The sequence below is a fragment of the Spirosoma fluminis genome (assembly GCF_054778895.1).
In genome coordinates, this window is record NZ_BAAGZD010000045.1 from 126,029 (window position 1) to 151,553 (window position 25,525).

Consider the following 25,525-nt stretch of genomic DNA (forward strand, 5'->3'; position numbering starts at 1 on the left):
CCTGTGTTCCGCTCATCAATACGTCATTTGTATGATTTTTGGCGGCCGTTGGCGATATGATCTCGCTGTAGTATCTATCTACCGGCGGCCTAAATACTTATTCACCGCTTCGATTTTGGAATGCACCTGTAACTTTTCGTAGATATTGAAAATGTGCTTACGTACCGTGGTCGGGCTAACGAAGAGTTCTTCGGCTACTTCCTTATGGCTGAATCCCTTGGCCAGCCGATCCAGAATTTCCCGTTCGCGGGGCGTTAAAGCCGTCAGTTCATCCGGCTGCGACGAGCGTACGTGAAACGAACTGGCGATCTTACGGGCGATGGTACTGCTCATAGGCGATCCCCCTTCGTGAAGTTCGGTAATGGCCTCCAGCAGCTTATGGGGAGGGCTCCGCTTAAGAATATAGGCGTTAGCGCCTGCTTTCAGGGCATCGAAAACGGTTTCGTCTTCGTCGTACATGGTACACATCATGAACTGCGTCTGAGGACACAGGGACTTGAGCTGGCGAACGCATTCGATCCCGTTCATACCGGGTAAGTTGATGTCCATCAGTACTACGTTGACGCAGTGGCTGGGCAGCCCGGCCAGCGCAGCTTCGGCCGTTTCGAAGGTGGCCTGACAGGAAAAGCCCTCCGCTCCGTCAATCAGAATGGCCAGTGACTGCCGGATCGCTTCCTGATCCTCAACGATGGCAACGGTTATGGGGAGTTTCATCAGGCAATATTCAGCGAATTTTCTGGGTTACGCCATACTACATTTGCGGTATTTTACGCACGGGTACCGACGGGTACGGGTACACAATTTTGACGCAGGTACCATCTGGCGTTGAGCTGATCTGACAACGTCCGCCCGACTCGGCCATCCGATTCTGCATGTTAGTAAGACCGTTGCGATTGCCAGACTGTTCACTGGGTTCGAAACCGCGACCGTTGTCGCATACCTGAATGGTCAACTGCTCCGCGTCGGGCTGGATACGTAGCATCACCTGCGTAGCCTGCGCGTGCTTCACTACGTTATTCAAAGCTTCTTTAACCGTCAGAAACACATTCCGGCGGTCAGCGCCCCGCACATTGATCTCGTAAGGAGATTCGGCCACTTCAGTCCGCAGATTAAGCGAGGTATTTTCGATAAACTCACTGGCGTAGGCCCGGGTATAGGCAATCAGCCCATTCAGACTATCGTTCCGGGTATTGAGTGACCAGATAATCTCGTTCATACTGCTCACCATTTCCGCCGAGATCGCCGAAATTTTCTCTACCTCCGGCGAGGTTGCTAAACCCATCCGGGTTTTCACCACTTCGCTGAGCAGGCCAATGGCTGTCAGCGATGCTCCCAGATCATCGTGCATTTCTTTCGAGATCCGCAAGCGCTCCTTTTGCTGCCCATGTAGCTCCGACTGAAGGACGGCAAGTTCGCGTTCGCGTTCAGCCGCTAACAGCGAATTGGCGGCTGATCGTTGCCGTTGCTGATAGTAGAGGTAACCTAGTCCGGCTCCCAGGGCTACCAGTCCGGTTGTTAGTACTGCCACCAGGAGCCACAGATTCTGCCGTTTCCGACCGGCTTCGAGCTGGTCGATCCGACGTTGTTTTTCGAGCAGCTTTTGTCGGGACTCCGTTCGCTTAAGTTGGAGTTCGTAATCCTGCAACAAGGCCTTTGTTTCCTGATTATCCAGCGAATCGTCCACGCCAATATACTTATCGAGCCACTGTGCCGCGGCTCGGTAGTCGCGCAGCGCGTTCGTCGCTACGGCGTATTCCCGGTAGATGTTACGTAGTTCGGTCAACCCCGCCTGGCTCGTTACCGCCAGCTTATACGATTGATCCAACAGGGCTTTAGCCTCCCGAAACCGTTTCATGCGGCTGTTGGTCTGCGCCAGCGCCATAAGCATGTGGAGCTCGTGGCGCGGGTTGCCTACCTGTCGGCTTAGTTGCAGGGCGTGACGCTGGTAATACAGCGCCGAATCATAACAGGCTTCGGCGCTGTAGTCGTAGCCAATATTGTTGTATAGGTTAATGACAAAATCAAGGTCGTTTTTGGCGTCAATCCAGTGTTCGGCCTTCTGGTAGTACCGCCGGGATTCGCTGGCTTTGTTTTGCTTGCTGAGCACATTAGCAATGCTAAAGTAGTCGATGGCAATAGACCGCCGGTCGGCCGGATCGGTGAGGTTAAAGGCCAGCGACCGTTGGTAATAGACCAGCGACTGAGGAAACAATCGCTGCTGCTCGTAGATATATCCCAGATTTTGATTGATGACGGCTACGTTTTTCAGCTTGCCAATCTGCTTCATGTAATAGGCCGCTTGCTGGTAGTAGGGAACGGCCTGTTTCAGCTGGCCCGCGTGCAGACTCGTGTTAGCCAGGGCAAAGTAGCTGATGCTCAGGTTACGCCGGGAGGTGTCTTTCCTGGCAAGCTGGAGAGCCTTTTGAGCGATGGTGTGCGCTTCGGTATGCCGACCGAGGTTATTGAGCAGATAGGCCAGGAGCCGAACGCTGTCGAAATAGCCTTTTGTATAGCCGATTTTTTCGGCAAGTTGGTGGGCTTTTTGATACGTTGCCAGCGCGGTCTGGCTCTGCCGGGTTTCGATCGCTTCGGCCTTTCGCAGTAGTTCGTTTACGTAACTAGTGTCGGTTGGATTAGGGGGCGACTGGCCGTAACTGAACAGGCCGTCCAGCAGCAACAGCAAAACCAGGCAGGAACGTTGAACAACCATAGCGAGACAAGCAGAGTGGCGTAATAACCATGTTATCAGTACGCTTTAATCCACCATAAATTTTGTGGTCGACGAAGAGAACGTTGGATGCAGCCCCATAATTGCGTCATTACATTTGGTACAAACCAGCCCCAATTCCGTTCCAGACTTCAAATCCGTGTTTTCGTGCGTCGTCACAAAAGAAGGAAGCTGAAGTCTTGTTTTCAAACGTTCCGTTTTCAATACGCAATCGAAGTAGACCCACTCTCTACAGTGGTCAGACCATGCTTTTCCTCGAAAGGTTTCCGGAATGCCCTTAGCTTTTAGATAGTTCTCCAATGGTTGTAAATGCTCACACATAATGCTTGTCAGTTTACATCATTATCTACGGGTTTATTCATAGGTTTTTGCACCTTGTAGCAGATCCGCAAAAACCTGCCACGATGCGGTGTCAGCGTTGGCATTTTGCTTTGTATTATTGTAGTAGCCCTGTATGTCGTCAGCGCAACGGGTTAAAGCCTCCAAAAATCCTCAAGCGTTTTATTTTCCTAATCCTGCTTATTGTCCAGTAAGTCCTGATGAAACTTCTCGAGAAAGTTTATGAAAGATGGCCTGTCTGTCACTTCATAGCCCAATGAATGTTTGCTCGTAAGCTTGTTGTTCCATTCACTCATTCACAATTTTTTTGTCGTCCCGAAAAATCAGTTCGTCCATTGATGGTGGGTCGAAGTCGTCAGCCATTATAAAAAACTTCGCTGTCACCGTGTTGTCAATACCATAGTCTTTGTCAATGTTAAACGTTTGTCCTGGTTGCGCTTTATTGAGCTTATCAGCAATGACGTTTCTCAATTTCTTCAAATCTTGTATTGTCCCCGCAATATAACTTTCAGTGATTGTAGGCTTGTCCCACGTCATGACTTTTAAGTAACTATACGGTCCATAATGGTCGTGCTCTGATAATGTATCGTTGTTGGGATTGTCGGTGTACTTGTCAAGAAGAGAAATAAAGTTTTGAAGTCCCTGCTTGCTTCCGTAAAATTTCCACTGGATCACATCCATTCTGTCGTCTTGGTCATAATAAAAGCCAAGTTCTCGCCACTCGTCAATCATTAGCTGGTCAAGGTCAATCGGTTTGTCTCTCATAAATTTTCTACTAAAAATTTGAAAGCAGTTTTGTCAGGCATGACACACAACTACTAAACATACGTGATTACCTGTATTCACGTGGAGCTACCGTAGTCTGATTCCGGCTTTCAGTTGGTTGTCCGGTAATTTGTTACAAGCAAAAACGCTCCAGCCGCGAAGGGTTGGAGCGTTTTTGCTTGTAAACTATCGAGCCAGAAGAGCAGATTACGATTTTTTAGATTTCGCTTTGCTGGTGCTCGCTTTTTTCGCCGGGGTTTTGTCCAGCGAGTTAATCCAGACCGCCAGTTTCATAGCGTCTTCTTTCGGCACCTGCTTCATTGGTGCCATTGGCGGATAACCCGGCCAGTGGCTAGGCACCGGATTATAAATCAGGTTAACGATCTCTTCGTTCGAATACTTCTTCTTAGCTACATCTGCATAGGCCGGGCCAACTAAGCGCTGGTTAGGGCGGTGGCAGGCAATGCATGTGTATTTGCTCATTAAAGCATTCATGTCCGCCGGAATGTCGGCCGTTGGAGCCTGTGCGTTAGCGTTGAAAGAAGCCAGGACTAACGATGCCGCAGCGATTAAAAAGCCAAACGGTTTTTTCATGTGAATTAGGTAAGCAATTGTTTAGTAAAACTGAACCACAGGTTGTAGTGAACCTTACAAAAATAGACGTTTCGGGCGATAAGCCAATTTCGACTTTGCTTTTTCTTATTCTAGACTTTCGTCCCCGTCAATTGAAGTGACTACCGCCTGCATTTACACGATAGCCTGTGATTATCACTATAACAATCATTCGACAATTCTTTCCCTAAATAGTTTAATACGCAGGAATAATTTTGTCAGGCTAGTACGCACTCAAACAGCTTATTAGTTCTGAATCGTCCAGCAAAGGCCCTTTTACTGATTTTTTGACTTTCCTGTAATTGCAGACCGATGACACCAATTGACCGTTTTTCCGGACACGCTGATCTGTACGCGCAGTACCGTATTGACTACCCCACGGAGTTATATGAATTTATCCTGGCCAATGTTTCTGAGCGGCAACGGGCCTGGGACTGCGCAACGGGTAACGGACAGGTTGCCCGGTCGCTGACCGATTACTTTCCGGTTGTCGAGGCTACCGACATCAGCGAGACCCAACTGGCCCGCGCTACGCCACATGACCATATACATTATCAGATCAGTCCCGCGGAACAAACGCCCTTTGCGGATCATACGTTTGACCTGATTACCGTTGCACAGGCCCTCCACTGGTTCGATGTCCGGGCGTTCCATCGGGAAGTGCGTCGGGTGGCTAAGCCGGGAGCGGTCATTGCCGAATGGGGGTACGGACTGGCGCAGATCGGAACTGACCTTGATCCGGTCCTGCTCGATTTTTACCGCAACCGGGTGGGGCCGTATTGGGACCCCCAGCGCAAATACATCGACGATGGCTATAAGACACTGCCCTTTCCGTTCGCCGACGTACGCTGGGGTGAGTTTACGGTACAGCGTACCTGGCCGCTTGATCGGTTTCTGAATTACCTGCGAACGTGGTCGGCCGTACGGCAATACGTCCATGAAAACGAAGATGATCCGGTAAAGGCCCTGCACGAGCAATTGGCTGTCAGCTGGTCCAATGACGAGCGGATTGTGCGGTTCCCGGTGTTCCTGCGTGTGGGCAAAGTCATTGCCGGGTAAGTCACCAGTGGGATACCTGGCATTTTTCCGGGTAACAATTAGCTTATTTTTTTTCGCAGTAGAAGGTCGTAGAGCCTGGCCTCAGCAATAACTAAATAGGAATCGACTAATTTGAGCAATCCCTAATTGACTTCGGTTACAACTCCCAAATTACCCGAACGACCTTGCCGTGCACGCCGATCGTCTGGAAAAATTCCAGCCAGTGTAACTGTTGCGGGCCCAGGTGGTCGGTTGGGGACTTGACTTCGACGAACTCGTAGTACCCTTGCTCGTTCCAGACCAGGAGGTCAGGAAAACCACGGGTGTGTTCGCGGACGTTACGTGCCATCTCCAGCAGAATCAGGCGCAACTGCTCCGTATCCAGCAGCTCAATCATCCGTTGCACCAGCGTCAATAGCTCGTCCGACCAGTCGACCAGAACGTTGGTGATTCCGTATTTAGCGTTGAACATCCGGCCGGTATGGCGTCGCCAGTCGTCTTTTGTTTCGAGTTCGGTCAGACGTTTCTTCAGCAACTCTTCCCGCTTATGATAAAAATCAGGTAAGTAAAAGTCAGACGGAGCACGCTGCAGGGGGTGGTGGATTGCCGATACGTTCGCGTCATAGATAATATCCCAGAATACCAGTCCGAACAGCCCCCGCCAGGGGTAGTTTTCGGTAAATGCCGCGTCGTAGCCCTGCTCCAGGTAGTGATTCATGACCCCGGCTTCAACATGGTGGCGGTAGGCTGCCGGAATGTTAAGGCTTTCGGCATCCGACAAAAAACGAGTCGTGGCTTTTCGTGATCGCTTTTTAGCCCCGGCACTCAGAATCTTCTCCCGAAAGTCGTTGGCGAAGTACCGTTCCTCAGCGTTCAACGGGTTTACGGCAATCTCGTCGCAGAGGGCGAGAGCTTCGTCTACCGACCCATTTTTGTACAACAGCCGAACGCGCCGTTCACGGGCGGGCACCCGGTCCGACAGTTCATAAACGGCAAGAGCCTGTTCAGGTAATTTCTGTCGTTCCAGATAAGCTCCGACCTTACAAACCAGCCGCTGGTATCCCGGAATCGCAATTTCGGTCAGTTCGGGCCGGGTTTCGTTCCAGTTGAGAAACCAGTTATAAATGTCTTCGGCGGGTGTTTCAGCTTCTTTAAGTTCATAAAACTCCTCGTTCGTGAGCGAAATCAGCAGCTTGTCTTCGACTTCTTTACGGGACCGGAACCGAGCGGTCAGTTTGCTTTCATCGTAGCGCTCAAAGTTGACCATCCCCAGATCACGTACCACAAACTCGGTCATGCTGCTGCCCCGGTTGCCGAAGAACAGATACTTGATCATCATGCCTTCAGCCTCAAAGTTCATCTTGACGACCGTCTCGCGCGTGGTCAGACTCGTCACCACTTCGGCAAAATTCAACTCCTGCAACGCGTACCGAACGACGCCTTCTTTCTTTTCTTTGTTCAATGGGCGAACCTCTTCGGGCTCCAGGGGTAACAATTCCAAAAGCTCGGGCTTCGTAAAGATGCCCAGCGCTTCTTCGCCTATAACTTCATGATGGGCCGAGAGTCGTTCGATAAATCCGGCCAGCAATAACTCACCAACCGCGGCCGGAAGGTCATTAATTTCGTTATACTGTAGCTTATTGATGCGAAAGAAGAAGCCCTTCCGGTTGCTGAACCGCACGTATAGGCACTGAGCGTCGAGGCTGAGCGCTTCAAACTGCCGGATGAACGTCCATTCGGCGTCGTTCAACAGGCTGCCATACAAGCGTTTGACAAAATCGAGCACGTAGCGAAAGTTGTCGAGGTAGTAGCGCGGGGTAAGTAAAGCCTTTTGACGTCCAATCATGGGTAAGGCGGAATAAAACCGCAATATTGTACAACTTTTTGTTGATTTCTCTGCATAAATAGAACACCAAAATTGCCGTTTATGTCCCCAACCGACATCCTGAACGAGTTAAGCAAGCAAGGTATTTTACCGGCCGACCAACAGAGTCGAATTGCTCAGGTGGAGCAGCAGAGGCTGTTTTCGTTACACTGGGAGCTGCGTTCAATGCTGTACATCGGCATCCTGCTGCTGAGTGCCGGGCTGGGGCTGCTGGTTTACGATAACTTCGATCAGATCGGCCACGGCGCGCTGCTGATGGCAATGGCCGTGGGCTGCGGAGCCTGCTTCGTCTTCGCCTGGCGAAACCGACCAGCCTGGACGCCTGAGCAGACAAGGAGCCGGTCGACCTTCGGCGATTATGCCCTGATTATGGCCTGCCTGCTGTTCCTGACGCTGGAAGGATACGCGCAGTATGCATATAATGTATTCGGGACGCGGTACGGGCTGGTAACTCTCCTGCCTGCATTGCTTTTTCTGCCGTTAGCGTATCGATTTGATCACCGGGGCATACTCGGTATGGCATTGACGGCGCTGATTTCCTGGGTTGGCGTAACGGTTCGGCCGCTGGAGTTGTATTTTAAAACGAATTTCTTTGATCAGCGAACGGTTCTTTCGGCCATTCTGCTCGCTTTCGTGCTGATCGGAGTGGGACTTGGTTTAGAGCAGCGACGTATTAAAGCCCACTTCACGTTTACCTATATCTCCATTGCTGGAAACCTCCTGTTAGTGGCCTTATTGGGTGGTCTGTTCAACTTTGAAGAGTCAGTACTGTGGTTTGCCATAGGGCTGGGGGGAGCTTGTTTTGCCCTCGATCGGTACGCCCGGCGCGAACGGAAAGCGAACCGGTCCAGCGAAGGATCGTTTCTATTCCTGCTGATGAGCGCAATCTATGGCTACATCGGCGTTACGTACGTATTTTTTCATTACCTGCGCGCAGCCCAGTGGGATGACGGTGCTTACTACTGGTATTTTATCTTGACGGGCATTGGCCTGGTCGTTTACTTAATGAGACAATTGCCCAAAGGTAACGTAGCGAATGAAAGCCTATAACGAACAGTGGATTCACAACCGGGCGGTATTGGCCCAGGCGGAACGGTGGTACCGGCAGCAACTGCTGACCGATGAACAAATTTCGGTTGTCCGAAAGACGTATCCGGTTGAGTTTCGCCGGACCAACGGCTTCATCGAGATTGGCCTCTTCCTGTTTACGACAGTAGCAATTCTGGGTACGTATCTGCTGATGACAACCATTGTATCGAGTGGGCTCGACGACCGGTATACGTATGGATTATTCAATCTCCTATTTGGATTGGCATTGGTTGTTGGTAGCCATCTGATCATCAATCGGGGATCACTCTACCGCAACGGCGTTGATAATGCGTTTGTAGTTACGCTCACCGGCTTTTTAGCCATGGGGTTCAATCAGTTTCTGCCTGCTACGTCACCTTTTTGGGCCTATTGTCTGTTCACCCTGCCGTTGCTGCTCCTGGTGCTGTGGTACTATGGCGATACGTTGATTGCATTTCTGACTTTAGCTACGTTCTACACGTTTATTTTTGACGGCCTGCTGAACTTTAGTTGGGGAAAAGATGCGCTGCCATTCGTGATGATGGGTGTGTCGGGAATCTTGTATGCTATCACCCGACAATCTGTCAATAGGCTCGTAGTGTCACCCTATTACGCCGATCCAGTAAACCTCATTCAATGGATTACCCTGATCGTGTTAGCTGCTGGTGGAAACTATTACGTAGTTCGGGAAATGAACGGGGTATTATTGAGTTCTGGCTTGCCCGATACACCTGAGATCACCCTGCCCTGGCTGTTCTGGCTGCTGACGTTTCTAATCCCGACGATTTACCTCTGGCAGGGCTTTACGAAGAAGAACCGGATGCTGATCATTCTGGGTGGTGTTGGAATCATGGCGGCCGTAGCGACAGTGCACGAATATAGAGGCTGGCTCTCGCTTAATGTGTTTGTGGCCGTTTCCGGACTGGTTTTAATTGGTATAGCCGTAGCTGGTATCCGGTATTTCCATGAACCGCGGAACGGTTTTACCGACGCTGCCGATGAGGAATCGCCGGACAATTTTTTTGTCAACGCCGAAACAATAGGCGCAATTCAGGCAACTGCCGGAGCCCAGCATACACCAAAAGATAATCTACGGTTTGGCGGAGGCAACTTCGGCGGGGGCGGCAGCGAAGGAAATTATTAATGTGTATAGAATTAACTAAATTTATGTATACAGATGCGTGAACCATGCGAACTAATATCGATATAAATGACCAGTTACTTCAAAAAGCCTTGAAAATCAGCCATTTAAAAACAAAGAAGGCTGTAGTGGAACTTACCCTCAAACAATACATAAATCGGCAAGCTCGTCACAATTTAGTGTCTTTGTTTGGAAAGGTTGATTGGGATGGTGATCTGGAACAGATAAGAACCGATTCAATTCCAAACGAATGGGATCAATGATCGTTGGTCTGTATGAGTGGATGGTTTCCGTGCCGTTAAAAACGCATATACTAAGCTGGTCGTAGAATATACCTTTGCCGATCAACCTATTTGGTTGACACCAACTATTTTGCAGGAAGTATTGCAGGGCATAAAAGATGACTGTCGGTACAACCAGATAAAAGAAGGACTGCTGACCCATACCATGCTTTCAATAGACCCAGTTGAAGCGGCCATTGGCGCTGCTGAGCTGTATCGTTTCCTCCGTAAAAAAGGCGTGACGATCCGTAAACCGAACAACTGTCTGATTGCACATTACGCTATTCTTCATAACATACCCATCCTGCATAACGACGCTGACTTTAATCAGATCGCTCGTTTTACAGCACTGCGCCCGGTTACACCGTAAGTAGTAAAGGCAAACTTGACCAACCGCGTCTGCCGAAAAACTGCTAAGTTTGGCCTCGCAAACCAACGACCATACGCAGTCGCATGAAAACCGTAGATTCCTACAACTTCGCTGGTAAAAAGGCCCTCGTACGGGTGGACTTCAACGTACCACTCGACAAGCAGTACAATATCACCGACGATACTCGCATTAAAGCCACCATCCCGACCGTCATGAAAATTGTCAACGACGGTGGCTCGGCTATTCTTATGTCGCACCTGGGTCGGCCAAAGGGCGGACCCGAAGAGAAATATTCGCTCAAGCATATCATCCCGGCCCTGAAGGAAGCGTTCGGTCGGGACGTGAAATTCGCTGATGACTGCATCGGTCAGTCGGCTACCGACTTAGCCGCGGGTCTGCAGCCCGGCGAAATCCTGTTGCTCGAAAACCTGCGTTTTTATAAGGAGGAAGAGAAAGGAGACGTAGCGTTTGCCGAAAAGCTATCGAAACTTGGCGATGTATGGGTAAACGACGCCTTCGGTACGGCTCACCGTGCACACGCCAGTACGGCCGTTATGGGTCAGTTTTTTACGGATCGCGTAGCGGGTTACGTCATGCAGGCCGAATTAGACAACGCCAAAAAAGTGCTTGATGAGGCCGAACGGCCATTCACCGCCATTATGGGCGGAGCTAAAATCTCCGATAAAATTCTGATCATCGAGAAACTGCTCGATAACGTGGATAACCTGATCATTGGGGGCGGGATGACATATACGTTCACCAAGGCGCAGGGTGGTCAGATTGGTAAGTCGCTGCTCGAAGCCGATAAGCAGGATTTAGCGCTGGAGCTGCTGAAGAAAGCCGAAGAAAAAGGCGTAAAAATCTACATGCCCGTTGACAATGTCTGCGCGGACGATTTTTCGAACGACGCCAATCGCCAGACCGTGAACAAAGGTGAAATTCCTGACGGTTGGGAAGGACTGGATATTGGCCCAGAAACGATCAAGCTGTTTACGGACGTAGTGTTACGGTCAAAAACGATTCTGTGGAACGGTCCGATGGGCGTGTTCGAGTTCCCCAATTTTGCGACTGGCACGAACGCGATTGCGGAAGCCGTTGTAAAAGCTACTGAGGAAAACGGTGCTTTCTCGCTTATCGGCGGTGGCGATTCGGCTTCGGCCGTCAATCAGGCAGGCTACGGCGACCGGGTTAGTTACGTATCAACCGGTGGCGGTGCTCTGCTGGAATATATGGAAGGTAAAGTCCTTCCCGGAGTAGCCGCTCTTGACTAACTGATTTGACTGGTTATAGAGTGTTTGTCTGCTCTACAACTGGCTCATTGCAGCTTTGGCTTTATTGTCCACGCTGTTTTTATACTCGTGGTGCTTAAAGCTGAGTGCTTTTTGAAAGAACGACCGTGCTTCTGTGCGGTCGTTCTTTTGTTTGTAAATGTAGCCAAGTTGCAAAGCTGCCGTAGCGCCAAATGACAATTGCTCCGCTTCACTAATGACTAACGCACGATTCAGGTAAGGAATGGCCGCATCAGCCTCGTTCCGGCGCTGGTAGATCCGGCCCAGGCGGTAGTTGTATTCCGCTTTTTCAGTTGTAAGCGAAAATCTAGTTTCGGGGTAGGGTCGGAGGTAAGCGAGTGCGCTGTCGGTGAACCCCCCATCCGATGCGAGTCGGGCTCGCATCAATACCTTCTGATTAGGCGATACACCCCGCTTCAAATACGCTTCAGCAAACTTCTGTGCCGTCTTGTCTGACTCTACAGTCGTTCGACCGAGGGAAACGACTTTTTCCAGATAAGAACGGAATTGCCCCTCTGGCTCATTGGCTAACCAGTGACACAGGAATACTTTGTAGTACGAATCTTTTATGAAATTCTGTCCTTTGTAAGCGGCCAGGAATTTCTGAAAATGAACTGTAGCAGTGGTATACTGGCCTTTCTGAAGGTAAATATCACCCAGAATATTCTCGATAATCGGTAACGATTGGTAAGCAGGGCTGATTGGGCGGGTCATTAGGTACATAAGTGCCTGTTGGCTGTGGCCACTTTTCTGCTCTATAGTTGCTCCGAAAAAATGAAGCAACAAGTTGTCCGGATTATCCGCTACCAAGCGCTCAAGCGATCGTCCATCAGCGTCAGTAAAACTAAGCACATAAGCACGAACCATCAGGTCGATCAGTCGTGCTTCCAGACCGAAGATCGAATCCTGCTGGGCGCGCTGTAACTCCTGCTGGCCTTGCCGAACGCTGCCGCGCATACCAAGCAGATTTGCCACCCAAGTATAATTCTCGGGTACCGAGCCAATCATAATGTGCAGGGTGCCGAGCGATTTATAAGTGGGTAGAAAGTCCGGGAATCGCTTCTGGTTTTCTACCAGGAGTTTATACGCCCGAATCACGTCCCAACTGGCACTGATTTCCTTCCCGAACTTTAGCTTCGCAAAGGCCCAGTGCAGCCGGACCTCCGCCATTAGAACCCGTTGCCAGGGCGAGTTTGCATCTAATTTCCTGATTGCGTCGAGCCGTTCGTCTTCCCGGTCGCTTAGCCTGGTAAAGGCCCGGTCATCATCCGACGTAACGAGCGTTAGCATATCGGCGTAATCATCCAGAAAAATACGAACGCCGTTCGTAGGTTCGGTTGTCAGTGCCTGACGGGCGGGCTGTACCTTAAGTTTCTGGAGGTCGGCATAAACGCGTTGCAACCCCGGTGTCCAGGTGAAATCCTGCGCCAGCGCCAGCTGAGTGGTGAACAGAACTAAGATTAAGCAACGTATCATGATCTCCGGGCAATTTTGGGCACTGATAAACGCATAAAAGGTCGCCTATTCGACGACCTTTTATAAAATGTGTTTGTTTGAAAGCGCTGGATTACCGGCCCCGGCCAACTGGAGCAGGTTCGGGGACGCCTTCAACATCGGCGAAGATTCGGCCACAGTGTTCGCAGACAATGATTTTCTTTTTGTCTTTAATGTCGGCCTGACGCTGAGGAGGGACTACGTTGAAGCAGCCACCACAAGCACCCCGTTTTACCATTACGACGGCTAAACCGTTGAGTGCATTGCTCCGGATCTTATTGTACGAGTTTAGCAGACGAGATTCGATGGTCGTTGCCTGTTCATCACGCTGGTCAATGATCGCTTTTTCCTCTTCCTGGCTCTCCGCCGTGATCTGGTCGAGTTCCTGTTTCTTTGCCTTAAGATCTTCCTTACGCTCGTTCAGGGCGTTCTGCGTTGTTTTGATCTCTTCTTCTTTACCACGTACCCGGAATTGGGCTTCGTTGATACGTTTATCCGCCAGTTCGATTTCGAGCGATTGCAGTTCAATCTCTTTCGATATAGCGTCGAATTCGCGGTTGTTACGAACGTTCATTTGCTGATCCTTATATTTGGTAATCAGCTTTTCGGCGTCCTTCTTCGCCACGCGATTGCGTTCGATTTCTTCCTCAAGCGTCTTGATTTCGGCTTGAAACTTACCAATCCGCGTTTCGAAGCCGGCGATGTCGTCTTCCAGGTCGCGCACCTCTTCAGGCAGACCACCGCGAATTTTGATGAGTTCGTCTAATTGAGAATCAAGAGATTGCAGTTTCAGAAGAGCGTCTAATTTTTGCGCAATCGTTAGTTCCATTCGGAAGTTAGTTAATGTATAATAATGTATGGAGACCGCCTGTGCGGTTGAATGTATCTGAACAGATAAACAAGTTGATCGGCTTAAAAGCTCCTCAGAAATTGTATATTATTCACTATACATTGACTATTAAAAATACCGAACCGGATTAGTGTTCGTTTCAGACAAAATTACCGCAAAAGTAGTGAATTTTTTCGCCAAATACTGACTAATCAACTCTTTCGTAAAGACTTCACTCTCATAATGGCCAATATCGCAGATGCCGATACGTCCGTCTGCGTCGAAAAACTCGTGGTACTTATAATCGGCCGTCACGAACACGTCGGCTCCGGCCCGAATGGCGTCGGGCAGCAGAAAACTACCAACTCCCCCACAAACGGCCACGCGCTGGACGGGTCGATTGGGCAGGGGGGTATAGCGAATCAGGTTCAGATTCATGGCTTGTTTGAGGTACGATAACCAGGTCTGGCCGTCCAGAGGCTCCGGTAGTTCGCCTACGGCTCCCGAACCAACTTCTTGGTTCTGATTAGTTAAAGTAGTCAGATAATAGGCTACTTCTTCGTAGGGATGCGCTCGTCTGAGGGCGTTGAGTAACTGATCCTGCTGGTGAGTGGGGATGATCACTTCAAGGCGGTTCTCGGGTTCTTCGTGGTACTCGCCTACCTCGCCCAGCGTAGGATTGGCACCCTCTCCAGCCTGATACGTACCTGTACCGCCCACGCGGAAGCTGCAATCTTTGTAGTTACCGATCTGCCCCGCTCCGGCCGCGTACAAAGCGTCAAGTACCTGTTGGGTATGGCTACCCGGCACGAACGTAACGAGCTTACTGAGTACCTGCGATTTAGGTGCCAGGATCCGAACGTTCTGGAGCCCGATTTTCGCGGCAATGGTAAAATTTACTCCACCCGCTACGTTGTCAAGGTTGGTATGGGCGGTATACAGCGCTACGTCGTTTTTGATCGCTTTGATCACCGCCCGTTCTACGTAATTTTTCCCGTTGAACTTCTTCAATCCTTTAAAGACAATAGGATGGTGAGCGACAACCACGTTACAGCCTTTGGTAATAGCTTCGTCAATTACGGCTTCGGTGGCATCGAGCGTAACCAGAACACCCGTAATATCGGTTGAAGGGTCGCCGACCAGTAAGCCAGCGTTATCGTAGGATTCCTGATACGTTAAGGGAGCCAACGCTTCGAGATACGTGGTCAGTTCGCGGATTTGGGGCATATCCGGGGCAGGTTTAATGCAAAAAGCCCCGCTAAATGCGAGGCTTTTTTGTTGGCGGTCCGGACGGGGCTCGAACCCGCGACCCCCTGCGTGACAGGCAGGTATTCTAACCAACTGAACTACCGAACCATTTTTGATCTTCGGTCAACCGTTCTTGTTTTCCTTGATCGTGGCACAAAAGTAGGCGCTTTTGGTGTTACACACAAGAGACCTGCTAAAAAAAGTTTGTAATCTTCCTTTAACGGCAAAGCTTTTCTTTGGAAATCAACTGGTTCGAGGAGCAAATTTTTTCGTCTCTGAGTCTATTTGCTGATACTACGCGGTTAGGTTTTGTGAATCATGAGCAGTACCTTTCCTCTTTAACGCCCTAAATTATGGTTACGTCGGAGTCATACGTTGAACTGGTGAACCGGGTCTATAGCCGGTCCCAACAGGATGGCTGCCGACCATACCCTGTTGCCTGTTATGAAATATTTATGCTTCGGCAGGCGCAGGAACGGGCGCAGCGGAAAGAAGCGAATCTGTTCCGCCAGCTTGGCGATATTTTCGACTGGAACCTGTCGCGCCGACAACGGAACCACTACGTTAAAAAATTAAATACCGGCTTTACGCTTGTTCTGACCGACTTGTCCAAAACGATTCTGTGGACCAGCCGCAGCTTCATGACCATGACGGGGTATTCGCACGTTGAAGCGGTTGGACAGACGCCTGCTATACTGCAAGGTCCTGCCACTGACCTGTCGACCGTGAGGCTGGTTCGGGAATCGCTCAGCCGAGCTGATTCGGTCAAGGCAGATCTGCTCAACTACCGCAAGAGTGGAGAACCTTATATCTGCCGGGTGCAAATCGACCCACTTTATAATAACCAGGGCGAACTGACGCATTTTCTCGCGGTCGAAAACGAAGTCTTACTGTAAACATAGCCTCCGATCAGTAGCCAGTGTAATACGGTTACTGATCGGAAGTTTGTCTTTATTCCTGCTTTCCTTCGTCAGTACTCAACTCATTCGCTTCGTCGGGCGTCATCTTCTCGGCATCGTTGGCCTGGAGGGCCTGTAACGTCTCTTCGCGCGTAGCAGATGAACTAATGCCTGTATCGCCGGGAGCATCCGGATTAGGGCGATCGAGATCAATTTCGCTGATTTGAGCGGGGGCTTCGGCTTTTTCTTTCATAACATATTGCGATTTTGTTCTTCTCAACCAAACGGGGCGACTGGCTAAATGTTTGCCACTTACACAGCTTTCCAGATTTTCAAAACCTTTGGCCGCAGATTTGCAGTTATATTAATACATGACACTGCTATGAAACGGTTTTTACATGTCCTTCGCTGGGCATTTTTTTCGCTGCTTGTGCTGGCTACGGGAACGCTACTCGTAGCCTGGTTCGTTGATTCCCGGCAAACGGATGAGGAACTGGCCGAAGAATTCAAAAATCAGGCGATTCGTCCGGCGGTTCACTACTATCAGGTTAAGGATCGTGATGGAGCCATGCGCACCATTCGATTTATGGAAACTCCGGCCCGTGGGGATACTCTGTCTGCCGGAGACGAAAAACCGGTCGTGTTATTTGTTCACGGTGCTCCCAGCTCATTATCTTTCTTTAATGAGTTTTTTAAGGATACGATGCTGCTAAATCGGGCTCGGTTGGTAGCCGTCGATCGTCCTGGTTATGGGTATTCAGATTTTGGGCGGGTGGAAACATCCGTAGTCCGGCAGGCTGAACTGCTTCAGCCGCTGATCAACCGCTATCGGAACGCACCGTATCTAATGGTTGTCGGCTCGTCGTATGGCGGGTCTGTCTCGGCCCGGCTGGCTATGAACAATCCAGGCCGGGTTAATCACGTCGTGTTTGTCTCATCGGCCCTGGGGCCAGGTTTAGAGCGGACGTATCCAATCAGCCATTGGGTCGATACGCCTTTGTTACGTTGGGGAATACCAACCTTATTACGTCTGGCTAACGATGAGAAGCTGGCGCACCGACAAGCTTTAGAGGCTATCTTACCCGACTGGCCAAAAATCCGTGCCAGCATCACTATGCTTCATGGCCAGCGTGACGAGCTGGTGTATCCAACTAATGTTTCGTTTGCGCAGAAACATCTGGTCAATGCCCGTGTAAAGCAATTCCTGCTCCCCGAGAATCGGCACGATATTGTGTTTAATAAGCGGGAGTACATGACGGAGATCATCCTCGACATATTGAACCGGCGAGACGTACAGGAAAATGGCCAAACCAAAGCAATGGCCGTGAAGTAATAAAGTTTAGCTCCTGTTAGGCGACTAACTCAATTCGATTCTCCTCCGGGTCAAGAATTACGCTTTCGTAATAGCCATCACCCGTCCGGCGGGGTTCACCAACGATCGAATAGCCATCCGCTCGCAACCGCTCGGTCAAGGCGTCAACAGCGGCTTCACTGCCCACCGAAACGGCAAAATGAATCAGGCCCGTGAACTGGGCAAGGGCATCGTTCTGTGAGTCGGGGATAGCGTCCATTTGCATCAGTTCCAGCCGGGCGCCTTTTTGAGGGAACGTCAGGAAATACGAGGAAAAACTTTTGCTGACATTGACGTATTTATCGATAGCGGTTGCGCCAAAGTACGTTTCGTAAAATATACGCATCTGTTCCAGATCACGTACCCAAATCGCAATATGTTCAATATACATAGCACAAAAATCGGTACTCGGAGCCCATTATTGCTACGGCTGTATTAACAGAAACTACCAGGGTATGCGCCGATTGCCGCTTACAGCACTAAGGCGGGCATCCAGAATACGCTGTCGCCCAGCCAGCGATAGCGCTCATGCTTGATAAAATAAGCCGGATACCGTTGAATGCCGTACAGGGTCAGGCTCATCAGTCCCAGCATAATGGCCGATCGCTGCGCGAAACGATCTTCGGTAAAGAAACAAAGCGCAAACCCCGTTGCAACGATGACAAACGTCAATCCGCGCAGCACAACATCGGCTCGTTCCTGCCCCCAGGCTACGGCCAGTGATGGCTCTGTCCGCGTAGGAGCTTCCTGTTGTTCCATAACCGCAAACAGAAGCAGGTTCTGGAAGGCGATTCCGGTAAACATTAGAAATTCGGCAATCTCAATGCCCTGTATCGAAGGCCGCTGTACCCAAACGCTACCCCATACCCCCGCTGAATACAACGTAGCGACCAGCGGCTCTTTCAGCAGCAGGGCCGGATGGCGGGCCGGGAGCCTGAACACGGCTCCCACATAAGCCGTACAGACTCCGCCCAGCAGTATACCAAATTTGGCCACGCTGCCCGGCAGGAAAAACGCCAGGATCACAGCCAGTACACCGGCAACGGCCACAACTTGCCAGAGTAATGCTGCATGCTGGCGGTGAAATGTGTGCCGGGCGGTACGTACTAAACCCTTCCGAACATCCAGCAGACGATCGACCGTATAAATGATAAAGACAACCAGGGCCAGTACGATAGGCGTAGCCCAGTGAATGGGTTCAACGTCCGACAAGCGCGCGGCCATCCGGTTCGACAGTACGGCACCCATCACGACGGGGAAACTCAAATAATATGCGGTACGTAGCGGTGTAAGCAAAATAGATCGTGAGCAAAATTGTAGCCAGATAACCGTATACAGCCTTATTGGTTTTGGGCATCAGCCAGAATCGCGTCAAGCGGTGCAGGAGCCGTTAGCCAGGGTTGCTGGCGACTGATAACCTCGATCGGCTGACCGACCCGTAAAACACCACGCGCATTAGTGGCAGGTAATACGTTCTGACCAAACAGGATCTTGTGTTTCCATTGGCGATACGTAGCCAGGGTCTTCAGTGGCTCACTACCTTTCTTACCAGTGGCGGGGTCGATGGTGGTCAGCACACAACGGGCGCAGGGTTTTACGCCGTAGAAATTCATATCCTCCACGCGAAACTGATCCCAGGCGTCTTCGTCATAGGGTGAGGTACCACTGACAATAATATTGGGCCGGAACCGGGTCATGCTCATCCGCGGACTATCGACGGGTAAGCGCTGATTCAGGTAATCCAGCGAAGCCTGGCCGATAAGCAGGAAGGGGTAGCCATCGGCAAAGCTAACGACGTCATGTTGGCGGGCGTAAGCTAAATCAACTTCCCGGCGGGTCGTAGAGGGCATAAACACCAGCCGGCAGTCAATACCGAGCGTTTTTGTAAACCAGCGATCGACCGCCGAACTGACGCTCACCGCTGGCACGCCCTTACTGTCCCAGATCGTTACCCGCAATACGTCGTCGTTGTCGGTAGTCGGCCCGGTAAGTGGAAGTTCCAGCACATCATCTGGCGTATCCCGGTGCCATACCCGTAACGTATCACCCTCAATCGCTACGTCGATCAGGGCCATGTGGTGATTGGTACGTTGGGTAATAAACGTCCATGAGTCATCACCTTCGGCGCTGGGCTGTACCAGCATAAACCGCCGGTCATATTGCAGCCCCTTTTCTTCCACTACGGCTTCGGTAACCGAAATGCCGCCAAGTGATTTGATGGGGTAGATGCGTAGCTCGGAAATTGTCATTGTTGTTCAGGGAAATGGTGAGCGATCGGGGCAACAGGGTTAAAACGCCATTCTGGGCAAAGGACTGACCCGCTGATCGGTAAAGTCGGCCTGCTCGTATTTGAACTGAGCGGCCATGGCAATCATCGCTGCGTTGTCGGTACAATACTCAAACCGGGGGATATACACATTCCAGCTAAGGGCTTCGCCAAGCTGGGTTAGGGCAGTACGCAGGCCACTGTTGGCCGAGACACCCCCCGCAACGGCGATCTCCCGAATGCCTGACTCGCGAGCCGCCCGTTTGAGCTTCGTTAAGAGTATCTGAACCAGCGTATGCTGAATACTGGCGCATATATCGGGCAGATTCTGGGCGATAAAATCCGGGTTTGTCTTTGTGTTGTCGCGCAGGAAATACATAATCGCCGTTTTGATGCCACTGAACGAGAAGTTCAGTTCCGGCATTTCACCCATCGGAAACCGAAACGCCAGCGGATTGCCTTCTCTGGCGTACTTGTCGATAAGCGGGCCACCGGGATACGGTAGCCCCAGCAGTTTAGCCGATTTATCGAATGCTTCGCCTACGGCATCGTCCTGCGTTTGGCCAATCACGGTCATATCGAGCGGACCATCAACGCGCACGATCTGCGTATGACCTCCGCTAACGGTCAGGCACAGAAACGGAAAGGCAGGTTTCCGATTGTCGATGAAGTGAGCCAACACGTGCGCCTGCATGTGATTGACTTCAATGAGCGGAATGCCGAGCCCCAGGGCCAGCGCTTTGGCAAACGACGTACCGACCAGCAATGACCCAAGCAAACCGGGGCCGCGCGTAAACGCAATGGCTGATAATTCATTTTTGGCTAAATTTGCGTCCGTCAACGCACGCTCCACGACGGGTAAAATATGCTGTTGATGCGCCCGTGAGGCCAATTCCGGCACAACGCCCCCGTATTTTTCGTGAATTAATTGGGTCGCAATCACGTTCGATACGATATGACCGTTGGCTAAAACAGCGGCCGACGTCTCATCGCAGGAAGACTCAATAGCTAATATATTCACCGTACAAAACTAATGGATAATGATTCTTGTAAAATGTATAATGGAAGTTGCTCTTAAACCGTTCCCTCTTTTAGAACTCTAACGTGCACTAGTTTTCCGTTATTCATTGTACATTAGGCATTTCCGCCCCGGATGCGTCAGTTTTTTGCAATATTCCTTAAAACGCTGCTCTACCTGTGTCTCACGGTAGTCGGTCTGACGCTGGGCATTCTGCTGAGTCTGCAACTTCCGGAAGTGCAGACGCGCCTGGCTCAGGAAGGCGCTAAATGGCTCTCCGATAAGCTTTTATTCCCCGTTACGCTCAAAGGCGTTTCCATCAAATGGTTTGATTCGCTGACCCTCGAAGGCATAACCATTAAAGATCGTCAGGGTCGCCCCATGATTACGGTAGGGCGCCTGGATGCGGATTATAACCTGCGCAACCTGATCGATTCGTCGGCGCATAACATCCATCTCGACGAGGTTGTGCTGTACAAGCCCAATGTTCAGATGGTTAAAAATCCCGCGAATGGCGATACCAATCTGGACGACTTCATTGCCCGTATCGAAGAGCTGACCGCCGATCCAACCAAACCCAGCATCCCTAATCAGAACGTTCCGTTTACGGTGACCCGCGTTACGTTGGCCGATGGCTCCTATACGCTCTACGATCCGCGTGAGCCCCTGATGAAGGATCGGAAGCGGTTCGACTACGATCACTTTACGTTGCAGCACCTGAACGCCGATGTAAGTAATCTGCTCATTCTGGGCGATACCATTGCCCTGAACATCAAAGGGCTGACAGGTGTCGACAGGGATTCGCGCATTAAGATTCGGCAGCTCGATACGCGGTTTCTGTACTGCAATACCAAGATGGAGCTGGCGAATCTATACGCGCACATTGGCAACTCCATCATTCGAAACGAACTGACGTTCTATTACGACAAGCCGTCGGCATTCGGCGACTTTAACAGCCGGGTGCGGATGGTCGCTCGTTTCCGCGACAGCGAAGTTCGCTCAAAAGATTTGGGGTATTTTTCGGAATACCTGCGCGGTTTAAACGAAACCTGGTTGCTCACGGGTCTCTTTGCCGGTACGGTGAACGATTTCAAGTTAAGCAACACGGATCTGCACTTTGGGGCAAACGGGCGCAGTCAGTTGAAAGGCGACATTGCCTGGAAAGGGTTGCCCGATATGGACAAAACGACGGTCGACTTTGCCTTTACGCCCTCCGTGGTGAACATGGCCGATATTCGTCAGTACTATCCCGATACGTCGTTTAACCAAACCATTCAGAAACTTGGAACCGTCGCGTTCGATGCCACCTTTGCCGGCGCTTTCGACAACTTCAAGACCAAAGGAACGTTCCGGACGGGCATCGGGAACGTAACGGGTGATCTGGCCTTGAAATTAGCTGATAACTCCGACCAAACCACCTACACCGCTACGTTGCAGGCCGAAAACCTTGACCTGGGTCAGTTAATTGATCAGGCAGATCAGTTCGGTAAAGTAGACGGGCAGGGACGTATCACCGGGCAGGGGACGAATGTAGAACGGGCCAATATCGATCTGGACGGACAGTTTGGGCGCTTTGGCTGGCAGGGCTACGACTACCGGAATATTACAGCCCGTGGAAACTTACAGAAAGCTTTTTTTCACGGGCAGGTCGACATTCGGGACCCAAACCTGGCGTTTGCCCTCGATGGCGAATTTGACCTGACCGGCCCCCGCGACCGCTACGATCTGCGGGGTACTGTACAGCACGCCGATTTCCGGGCGCTGGGCTACCTGCCTGACTCGCTGGTGGTCAAAACGAAGCTGAATGTCAGGCTGGAGGGTAGCAAACTCGACGATATTGTTGGCAACGCGGCTTTTAACAACGCTACCCTTACGCTAAATCGCCGTAGCCTGGATATTGACCAGCTCACGGTTGTGTCGTCGGTAGAACAACGGGATTCGGGAGGTAGCCAGCGCTATTTCGACCTCGAATCTGATTTCCTGACTACTCGGCTCCAGGGTAATTTTCAGCCCCAGCGCACGATTGATGACCTGACGCAGCTCGCCCGCGAATACCAGCTTTATTTTGCCAGTGATGCCGCCGGTATGCGTGCGTACTACGATCGGAAACGCCAACTGGCAAATCGGTCCGCAAAGCAATATGCGGGGACTGGTCAGCGCTATAGCATCGACTATCAACTGATCAGTAAGCATATCAGCCCGCTCCTGAATTTCCTGAGTCCCAGCGTTTATATCGCCCCGGCTTCCCGAATAGAAGGTCGGTTCACGGTCGATAATACGTCTTTTCTGACGGCTAATGCCAAAACCGATTCGTTACGTATCGGCACCCTGGGGTTTGGCCCGAGTGATCTGGATGTGACTACATCTAAGTTCACGTATGGTGAAGAGGTGCTGGCTTCGGCGATTGTTACGTCGCAACGGCAGGCATTCAGCGCCCAGTTTCCAACCCGGAATTTGCAGGCCGAAGCGTCGTGGGACGTCGATCACATCGATTTTACCGGAAGCATCGACCAGGCTGGCAGCCCGAATCACGCGAATCTGACGGGCGAACTCCGCTTCAAAGGCGACGCAATCGATTTAACCTTCCGCGAATCGAAACTGCGGGTACTTGACGGTGACTGGATCCTGAATCCGCAGAGTCTGATCCGGAAAGTCGGCGATGATTACACAATCCGAAATTTATCAGTACGGAATCAGGATCAGTTGATTCGTGCGTCGGGCAAGCTGTCGCCCGATTCATTGGAAAGGCTGTCGATTGGAGCCAATAACTTTCTGCTCGCTTCGCTGAATCCCGTTCTGAATACAACGCTTGGCGGTACATTAAATGGCACGCTCGCCGTCCGGAATGTCTACCAAACGCCAATTGTAGAGAGCACCCTCTCGCTCAGTGCGTTGTCGTACCAGAACGCGCTCATTGGGGACGTGCGGGGCCAGGTAGAATGGGACCAATTGGCTCAACAGCTCAATGCTAAGGCCAGTATCAATCGGCAGGGGGTCGATGTATTAAGGCTACTGGGCAATTACGTACCCACGAAGCCGAAAAGTCCCCTGACGCTGGCTGCCGATCTCAACGGCGCCGACCTGAAGATTCTGGAGCCTTTTACAACCGGTTTATTTTCCAATCTGGGCGGGGTTACCAGTGGTACAGTGGCCATCACCGGGACACCCTCTGCGCCCGTTCTGAAAGGCGAAGTGGCGGTAAAAGGCGGCCGGGGTCGATTCGATTACCTGAAAGCTGACTTTACATTCGATGATAACATCTATTTCGGCGAAAACGAAATTATCACCCGTCGGTTGACCCTGCGCGATCCGGAAGGCAATACCGCCTTGTTACGTGGGGGCGTGTATCACAATGGATTCCGCGATCTGACGTTTGGCTTCGACGCCGACTTTAAGAACTTCCGAATCCTCAATACGACCGTAAAAGACAACGATCTGTTCTATGGTCAGGCGTTTGTGACGGGCAAAGCCGAACTGACCGGCCCAATCGATAACCTGATTATTCGGGCGAACGTAGCCAGCAATAAAGGAACACGCATCTATATTCCGCTCGACGGGGCCACGACGGTAGCCTCCGATGATCAGATTCGATTCGTAAACCGGACTGATGTGGCCACGGGTAAACCGACCAGTCAGACTGGTAATCAGGCCAACGATCATACGCTGGGTGAAATTGATCTGTCGCGTATTCAGATGGATTTCAACTTTAACATCACCCCCGATGCTTACTGCGAGATTCAGCTTGACCGCCAGACTGGGGATATTATCAAAGCCTACGGGCAGGGGCGTCTGGCCATGAAAGTCGATACTAAAGGCGACTTTACCATGACGGGTAACTACGAAATCGACAAGGGCGATTACACCTTTACGTTCCAGAATATTATTAACAAACGCTTCCAGATTCGTCCTAACAGCCGAATCACCTGGACCGGCGATCCGTATGGAGCCCTGCTGGACGTAACGGCGGCTTATACGCAGTACACTTCATTGGCTCCTTTGCTTTCGCTGAATGGCTCCACCACAAACACGCGGGCCGATCAGTCGCGCCGGTACCCGGTTGATCTGCTGATCAAGCTGAATGGCGATCTGGCGTCACCCGCAATCAGCTACGATCTGGACGTAAAAGAGTACCCGGCTTCGTCGGATTTCCGGCAGGCGGTAACCGCGTTTGAGTCGCGTATCCAAAGTAATGAGCAGGAGCTGACCCGGCAGGTAAGCAGCGTACTGCTGTTCAACCAACTGCTTTCCGAAGGAACGAGCTTCTTCGATCAGAATCAGGTTAACTCGGGCGTGTTCAACAGCGTAAGTGAGTTGCTGTCGAATCAGATCAGCCGGGTCGCTTCTAATCTGGACGAAAAACTAGACGTTGGCGTTTCGTTCGGTGGGTTTACCAGCGGCACGCAAAACGAAAATCTGCTTAATAACTTGCAGCTCCGTTTCTCTTATCGACTGCTGAACGACCGGCTCCGGATCAGCCGCGACGGCGGGTTCACGTACGGACAAAGTCAGTACAACGCGGCTAGTTTGCTGGGAGAGTGGACACTCGAATACTTCATTACGTCCGACGGTCGGTTCCGGGCCAAGGTGTATAACCGGAACCAGCAAAGTATCCTGAGCCAGTACAGCGTCAACAGTACCATTGCAACCGGTGGAGGACTCAGCTTCCTCTACACACGTTCGTTCAACCGGCTTTTTGGCGGCAAACGAATTACCCCTGGCTTAACGCCAGTCAAATCGGCGGATGAGCCCGCGCCCAACACCAGCTCTACGTTCACAACAAGCAGCCGATAGTGGGTTGCAATTGAGTATTCGCCGGTTCCGGTAGGTGTTCCGGAGAGGTGCATGTGGGTGTTTAACGGATTCGTGAGGGCCGTTGCCTAGCAAACAAGGGGTGTGCCTATACG

The 25,525-nt window shown here is 51.1% G+C and carries 23 protein-coding genes and 1 tRNA gene; 9 read left to right on the forward strand and 15 right to left on the reverse strand.

Going from position 1 to position 25,525, the window contains the following annotated elements; all coding sequences use genetic code 11:
• Nucleotides 1–78: 78 nt before the first annotated feature.
• From ACYVBJ_RS27685 to ACYVBJ_RS27705, 5 genes are all read right to left on the reverse strand, one after another.
• Nucleotides 79–714 (reverse strand): response regulator transcription factor, encoded by a 636-nt coding sequence (locus ACYVBJ_RS27685; RefSeq protein ID WP_460985538.1) that lies wholly within the window; start codon nucleotides 712–714, stop codon nucleotides 79–81.
• A gap of 37 nt (nucleotides 715–751) precedes the next feature.
• Nucleotides 752–2,710 (reverse strand): tetratricopeptide repeat-containing sensor histidine kinase, encoded by a 1,959-nt coding sequence (locus ACYVBJ_RS27690; RefSeq protein WP_460985539.1) that lies wholly within the window; start codon nucleotides 2,708–2,710, stop codon nucleotides 752–754.
• Between the two features lie 372 nt (nucleotides 2,711–3,082).
• A complete protein-coding gene (locus ACYVBJ_RS27695; RefSeq protein WP_460985540.1) occupies nucleotides 3,083–3,214 on the reverse strand; it encodes a DUF7660 family protein in 132 nt (43 codons plus the stop codon).
• A 141-nt stretch (nucleotides 3,215–3,355) separates the two neighbouring features.
• Complete coding sequence (locus ACYVBJ_RS27700) at nucleotides 3,356–3,832, reverse strand: hypothetical protein (RefSeq protein WP_460985541.1); 477 nt, start codon at nucleotides 3,830–3,832, stop codon at nucleotides 3,356–3,358.
• Nucleotides 3,833–4,039: 207 nt separating this feature from the next.
• Entirely contained in the window at nucleotides 4,040–4,426 is a 387-nt protein-coding gene (locus ACYVBJ_RS27705; protein ID WP_460985542.1) for a c-type cytochrome, read from the reverse strand.
• 330 nt (nucleotides 4,427–4,756) lie between these two features.
• Here ACYVBJ_RS27705 and ACYVBJ_RS27710 point away from each other — a divergent pair, with 330 nt between their 5' ends.
• Entirely contained in the window at nucleotides 4,757–5,503 is a 747-nt protein-coding gene (locus tag ACYVBJ_RS27710; RefSeq protein ID WP_460985543.1) for a class I SAM-dependent methyltransferase, read from the forward strand.
• A 136-nt stretch (nucleotides 5,504–5,639) separates the two neighbouring features.
• Here ACYVBJ_RS27710 and ACYVBJ_RS27715 read toward each other — a convergent pair whose 3' ends face one another.
• The gene (locus ACYVBJ_RS27715; protein ID WP_460985544.1) at nucleotides 5,640–7,328 is read right to left on the reverse strand and encodes a VRR-NUC domain-containing protein; all 1,689 of its coding nucleotides are present in this window, start codon (nucleotides 7,326–7,328) and stop codon (nucleotides 5,640–5,642) included.
• Between the two features lie 81 nt (nucleotides 7,329–7,409).
• Between ACYVBJ_RS27715 and ACYVBJ_RS27720 the strand changes: the two genes are divergently transcribed.
• From ACYVBJ_RS27720 to ACYVBJ_RS27740, 5 genes are all read left to right on the forward strand, one after another.
• On the forward strand, nucleotides 7,410–8,417 hold the full coding sequence (locus ACYVBJ_RS27720) for a DUF2157 domain-containing protein (RefSeq protein WP_460985545.1): 1,008 nt from the start codon (nucleotides 7,410–7,412) through the stop codon (nucleotides 8,415–8,417).
• Entirely contained in the window at nucleotides 8,404–9,579 is a 1,176-nt protein-coding gene (locus ACYVBJ_RS27725; protein ID WP_460985546.1) for a hypothetical protein, read from the forward strand. Before ACYVBJ_RS27720 ends, ACYVBJ_RS27725 begins: the two co-directional genes overlap by 14 nt.
• 44 nt (nucleotides 9,580–9,623) lie before the next feature.
• Nucleotides 9,624–9,839 (forward strand): type II toxin-antitoxin system VapB family antitoxin, encoded by a 216-nt coding sequence (locus ACYVBJ_RS27730; RefSeq protein WP_460985547.1) that lies wholly within the window; start codon nucleotides 9,624–9,626, stop codon nucleotides 9,837–9,839.
• A 16-nt stretch (nucleotides 9,840–9,855) separates the two neighbouring features.
• Nucleotides 9,856–10,227, forward strand: coding sequence for a type II toxin-antitoxin system VapC family toxin (gene vapC, locus ACYVBJ_RS27735; protein WP_460985548.1), 372 nt, complete (start codon nucleotides 9,856–9,858; stop codon nucleotides 10,225–10,227).
• A gap of 83 nt (nucleotides 10,228–10,310) precedes the next feature.
• Complete coding sequence (locus ACYVBJ_RS27740; protein ID WP_460985549.1) at nucleotides 10,311–11,498, forward strand: phosphoglycerate kinase; 1,188 nt, start codon at nucleotides 10,311–10,313, stop codon at nucleotides 11,496–11,498.
• Between the two features lie 33 nt (nucleotides 11,499–11,531).
• On the opposite strand, the gene ACYVBJ_RS27745 is transcribed toward ACYVBJ_RS27740, so the two are convergent.
• The 4 genes from ACYVBJ_RS27745 to ACYVBJ_RS27760 all read right to left on the reverse strand — a co-directional run bounded on the left by ACYVBJ_RS27745 (nucleotide 11,532) and on the right by ACYVBJ_RS27760 (nucleotide 15,195).
• Entirely contained in the window at nucleotides 11,532–12,992 is a 1,461-nt protein-coding gene (locus tag ACYVBJ_RS27745; protein ID WP_460985550.1) for a tetratricopeptide repeat protein, read from the reverse strand.
• A 91-nt stretch (nucleotides 12,993–13,083) separates the two neighbouring features.
• Nucleotides 13,084–13,839 (reverse strand): zinc ribbon domain-containing protein, encoded by a 756-nt coding sequence (locus ACYVBJ_RS27750; RefSeq protein WP_460979976.1) that lies wholly within the window; start codon nucleotides 13,837–13,839, stop codon nucleotides 13,084–13,086.
• A gap of 129 nt (nucleotides 13,840–13,968) precedes the next feature.
• Nucleotides 13,969–15,066 (reverse strand): Nif3-like dinuclear metal center hexameric protein, encoded by a 1,098-nt coding sequence (locus tag ACYVBJ_RS27755; protein ID WP_460985551.1) that lies wholly within the window; start codon nucleotides 15,064–15,066, stop codon nucleotides 13,969–13,971.
• Nucleotides 15,067–15,118: 52 nt separating this feature from the next.
• Nucleotides 15,119–15,195 (reverse strand) — tRNA-Asp (locus tag ACYVBJ_RS27760).
• A 245-nt stretch (nucleotides 15,196–15,440) separates the two neighbouring features.
• On the opposite strand from ACYVBJ_RS27760, the gene ACYVBJ_RS27765 reads away from it, so the two are divergent.
• A complete protein-coding gene (locus ACYVBJ_RS27765) occupies nucleotides 15,441–15,983 on the forward strand; it encodes a PAS domain-containing protein (RefSeq protein ID WP_460985552.1) in 543 nt (180 codons plus the stop codon).
• Nucleotides 15,984–16,038: 55 nt separating this feature from the next.
• On the opposite strand, the gene ACYVBJ_RS27770 is transcribed toward ACYVBJ_RS27765, so the two are convergent.
• Nucleotides 16,039–16,239 (reverse strand): hypothetical protein, encoded by a 201-nt coding sequence (locus ACYVBJ_RS27770; protein ID WP_460985553.1) that lies wholly within the window; start codon nucleotides 16,237–16,239, stop codon nucleotides 16,039–16,041.
• A 129-nt stretch (nucleotides 16,240–16,368) separates the two neighbouring features.
• Here ACYVBJ_RS27770 and ACYVBJ_RS27775 point away from each other — a divergent pair, with 129 nt between their 5' ends.
• A complete protein-coding gene (locus tag ACYVBJ_RS27775; RefSeq protein WP_460985554.1) occupies nucleotides 16,369–17,319 on the forward strand; it encodes an alpha/beta fold hydrolase in 951 nt (316 codons plus the stop codon).
• Nucleotides 17,320–17,335: 16 nt separating this feature from the next.
• Here the strand turns inward: ACYVBJ_RS27775 and ACYVBJ_RS27780 are convergent, their stop codons facing one another.
• From ACYVBJ_RS27780 to tsaD, 4 genes are all read right to left on the reverse strand, one after another.
• Nucleotides 17,336–17,728, reverse strand: coding sequence for a VOC family protein (locus tag ACYVBJ_RS27780; RefSeq protein ID WP_460985555.1), 393 nt, complete (start codon nucleotides 17,726–17,728; stop codon nucleotides 17,336–17,338).
• Between the two features lie 80 nt (nucleotides 17,729–17,808).
• Nucleotides 17,809–18,603, reverse strand: a complete 795-nt coding sequence (locus tag ACYVBJ_RS27785) for a hypothetical protein (RefSeq protein ID WP_460985556.1) — start codon at nucleotides 18,601–18,603, stop codon at nucleotides 17,809–17,811.
• A 74-nt stretch (nucleotides 18,604–18,677) separates the two neighbouring features.
• Complete coding sequence (locus tag ACYVBJ_RS27790) at nucleotides 18,678–19,586, reverse strand: MOSC domain-containing protein (protein WP_460985557.1); 909 nt, start codon at nucleotides 19,584–19,586, stop codon at nucleotides 18,678–18,680.
• 39 nt (nucleotides 19,587–19,625) lie between these two features.
• Nucleotides 19,626–20,624, reverse strand: a complete 999-nt coding sequence (tsaD, locus tag ACYVBJ_RS27795) for a tRNA (adenosine(37)-N6)-threonylcarbamoyltransferase complex transferase subunit TsaD (protein ID WP_460985558.1) — start codon at nucleotides 20,622–20,624, stop codon at nucleotides 19,626–19,628.
• Nucleotides 20,625–20,756: 132 nt separating this feature from the next.
• On the opposite strand from tsaD, the gene ACYVBJ_RS27800 reads away from it, so the two are divergent.
• Entirely contained in the window at nucleotides 20,757–25,412 is a 4,656-nt protein-coding gene (locus tag ACYVBJ_RS27800; protein WP_460985559.1) for a translocation/assembly module TamB domain-containing protein, read from the forward strand.
• The last annotated feature ends 113 nt before the right edge of the window (nucleotides 25,413–25,525 follow it).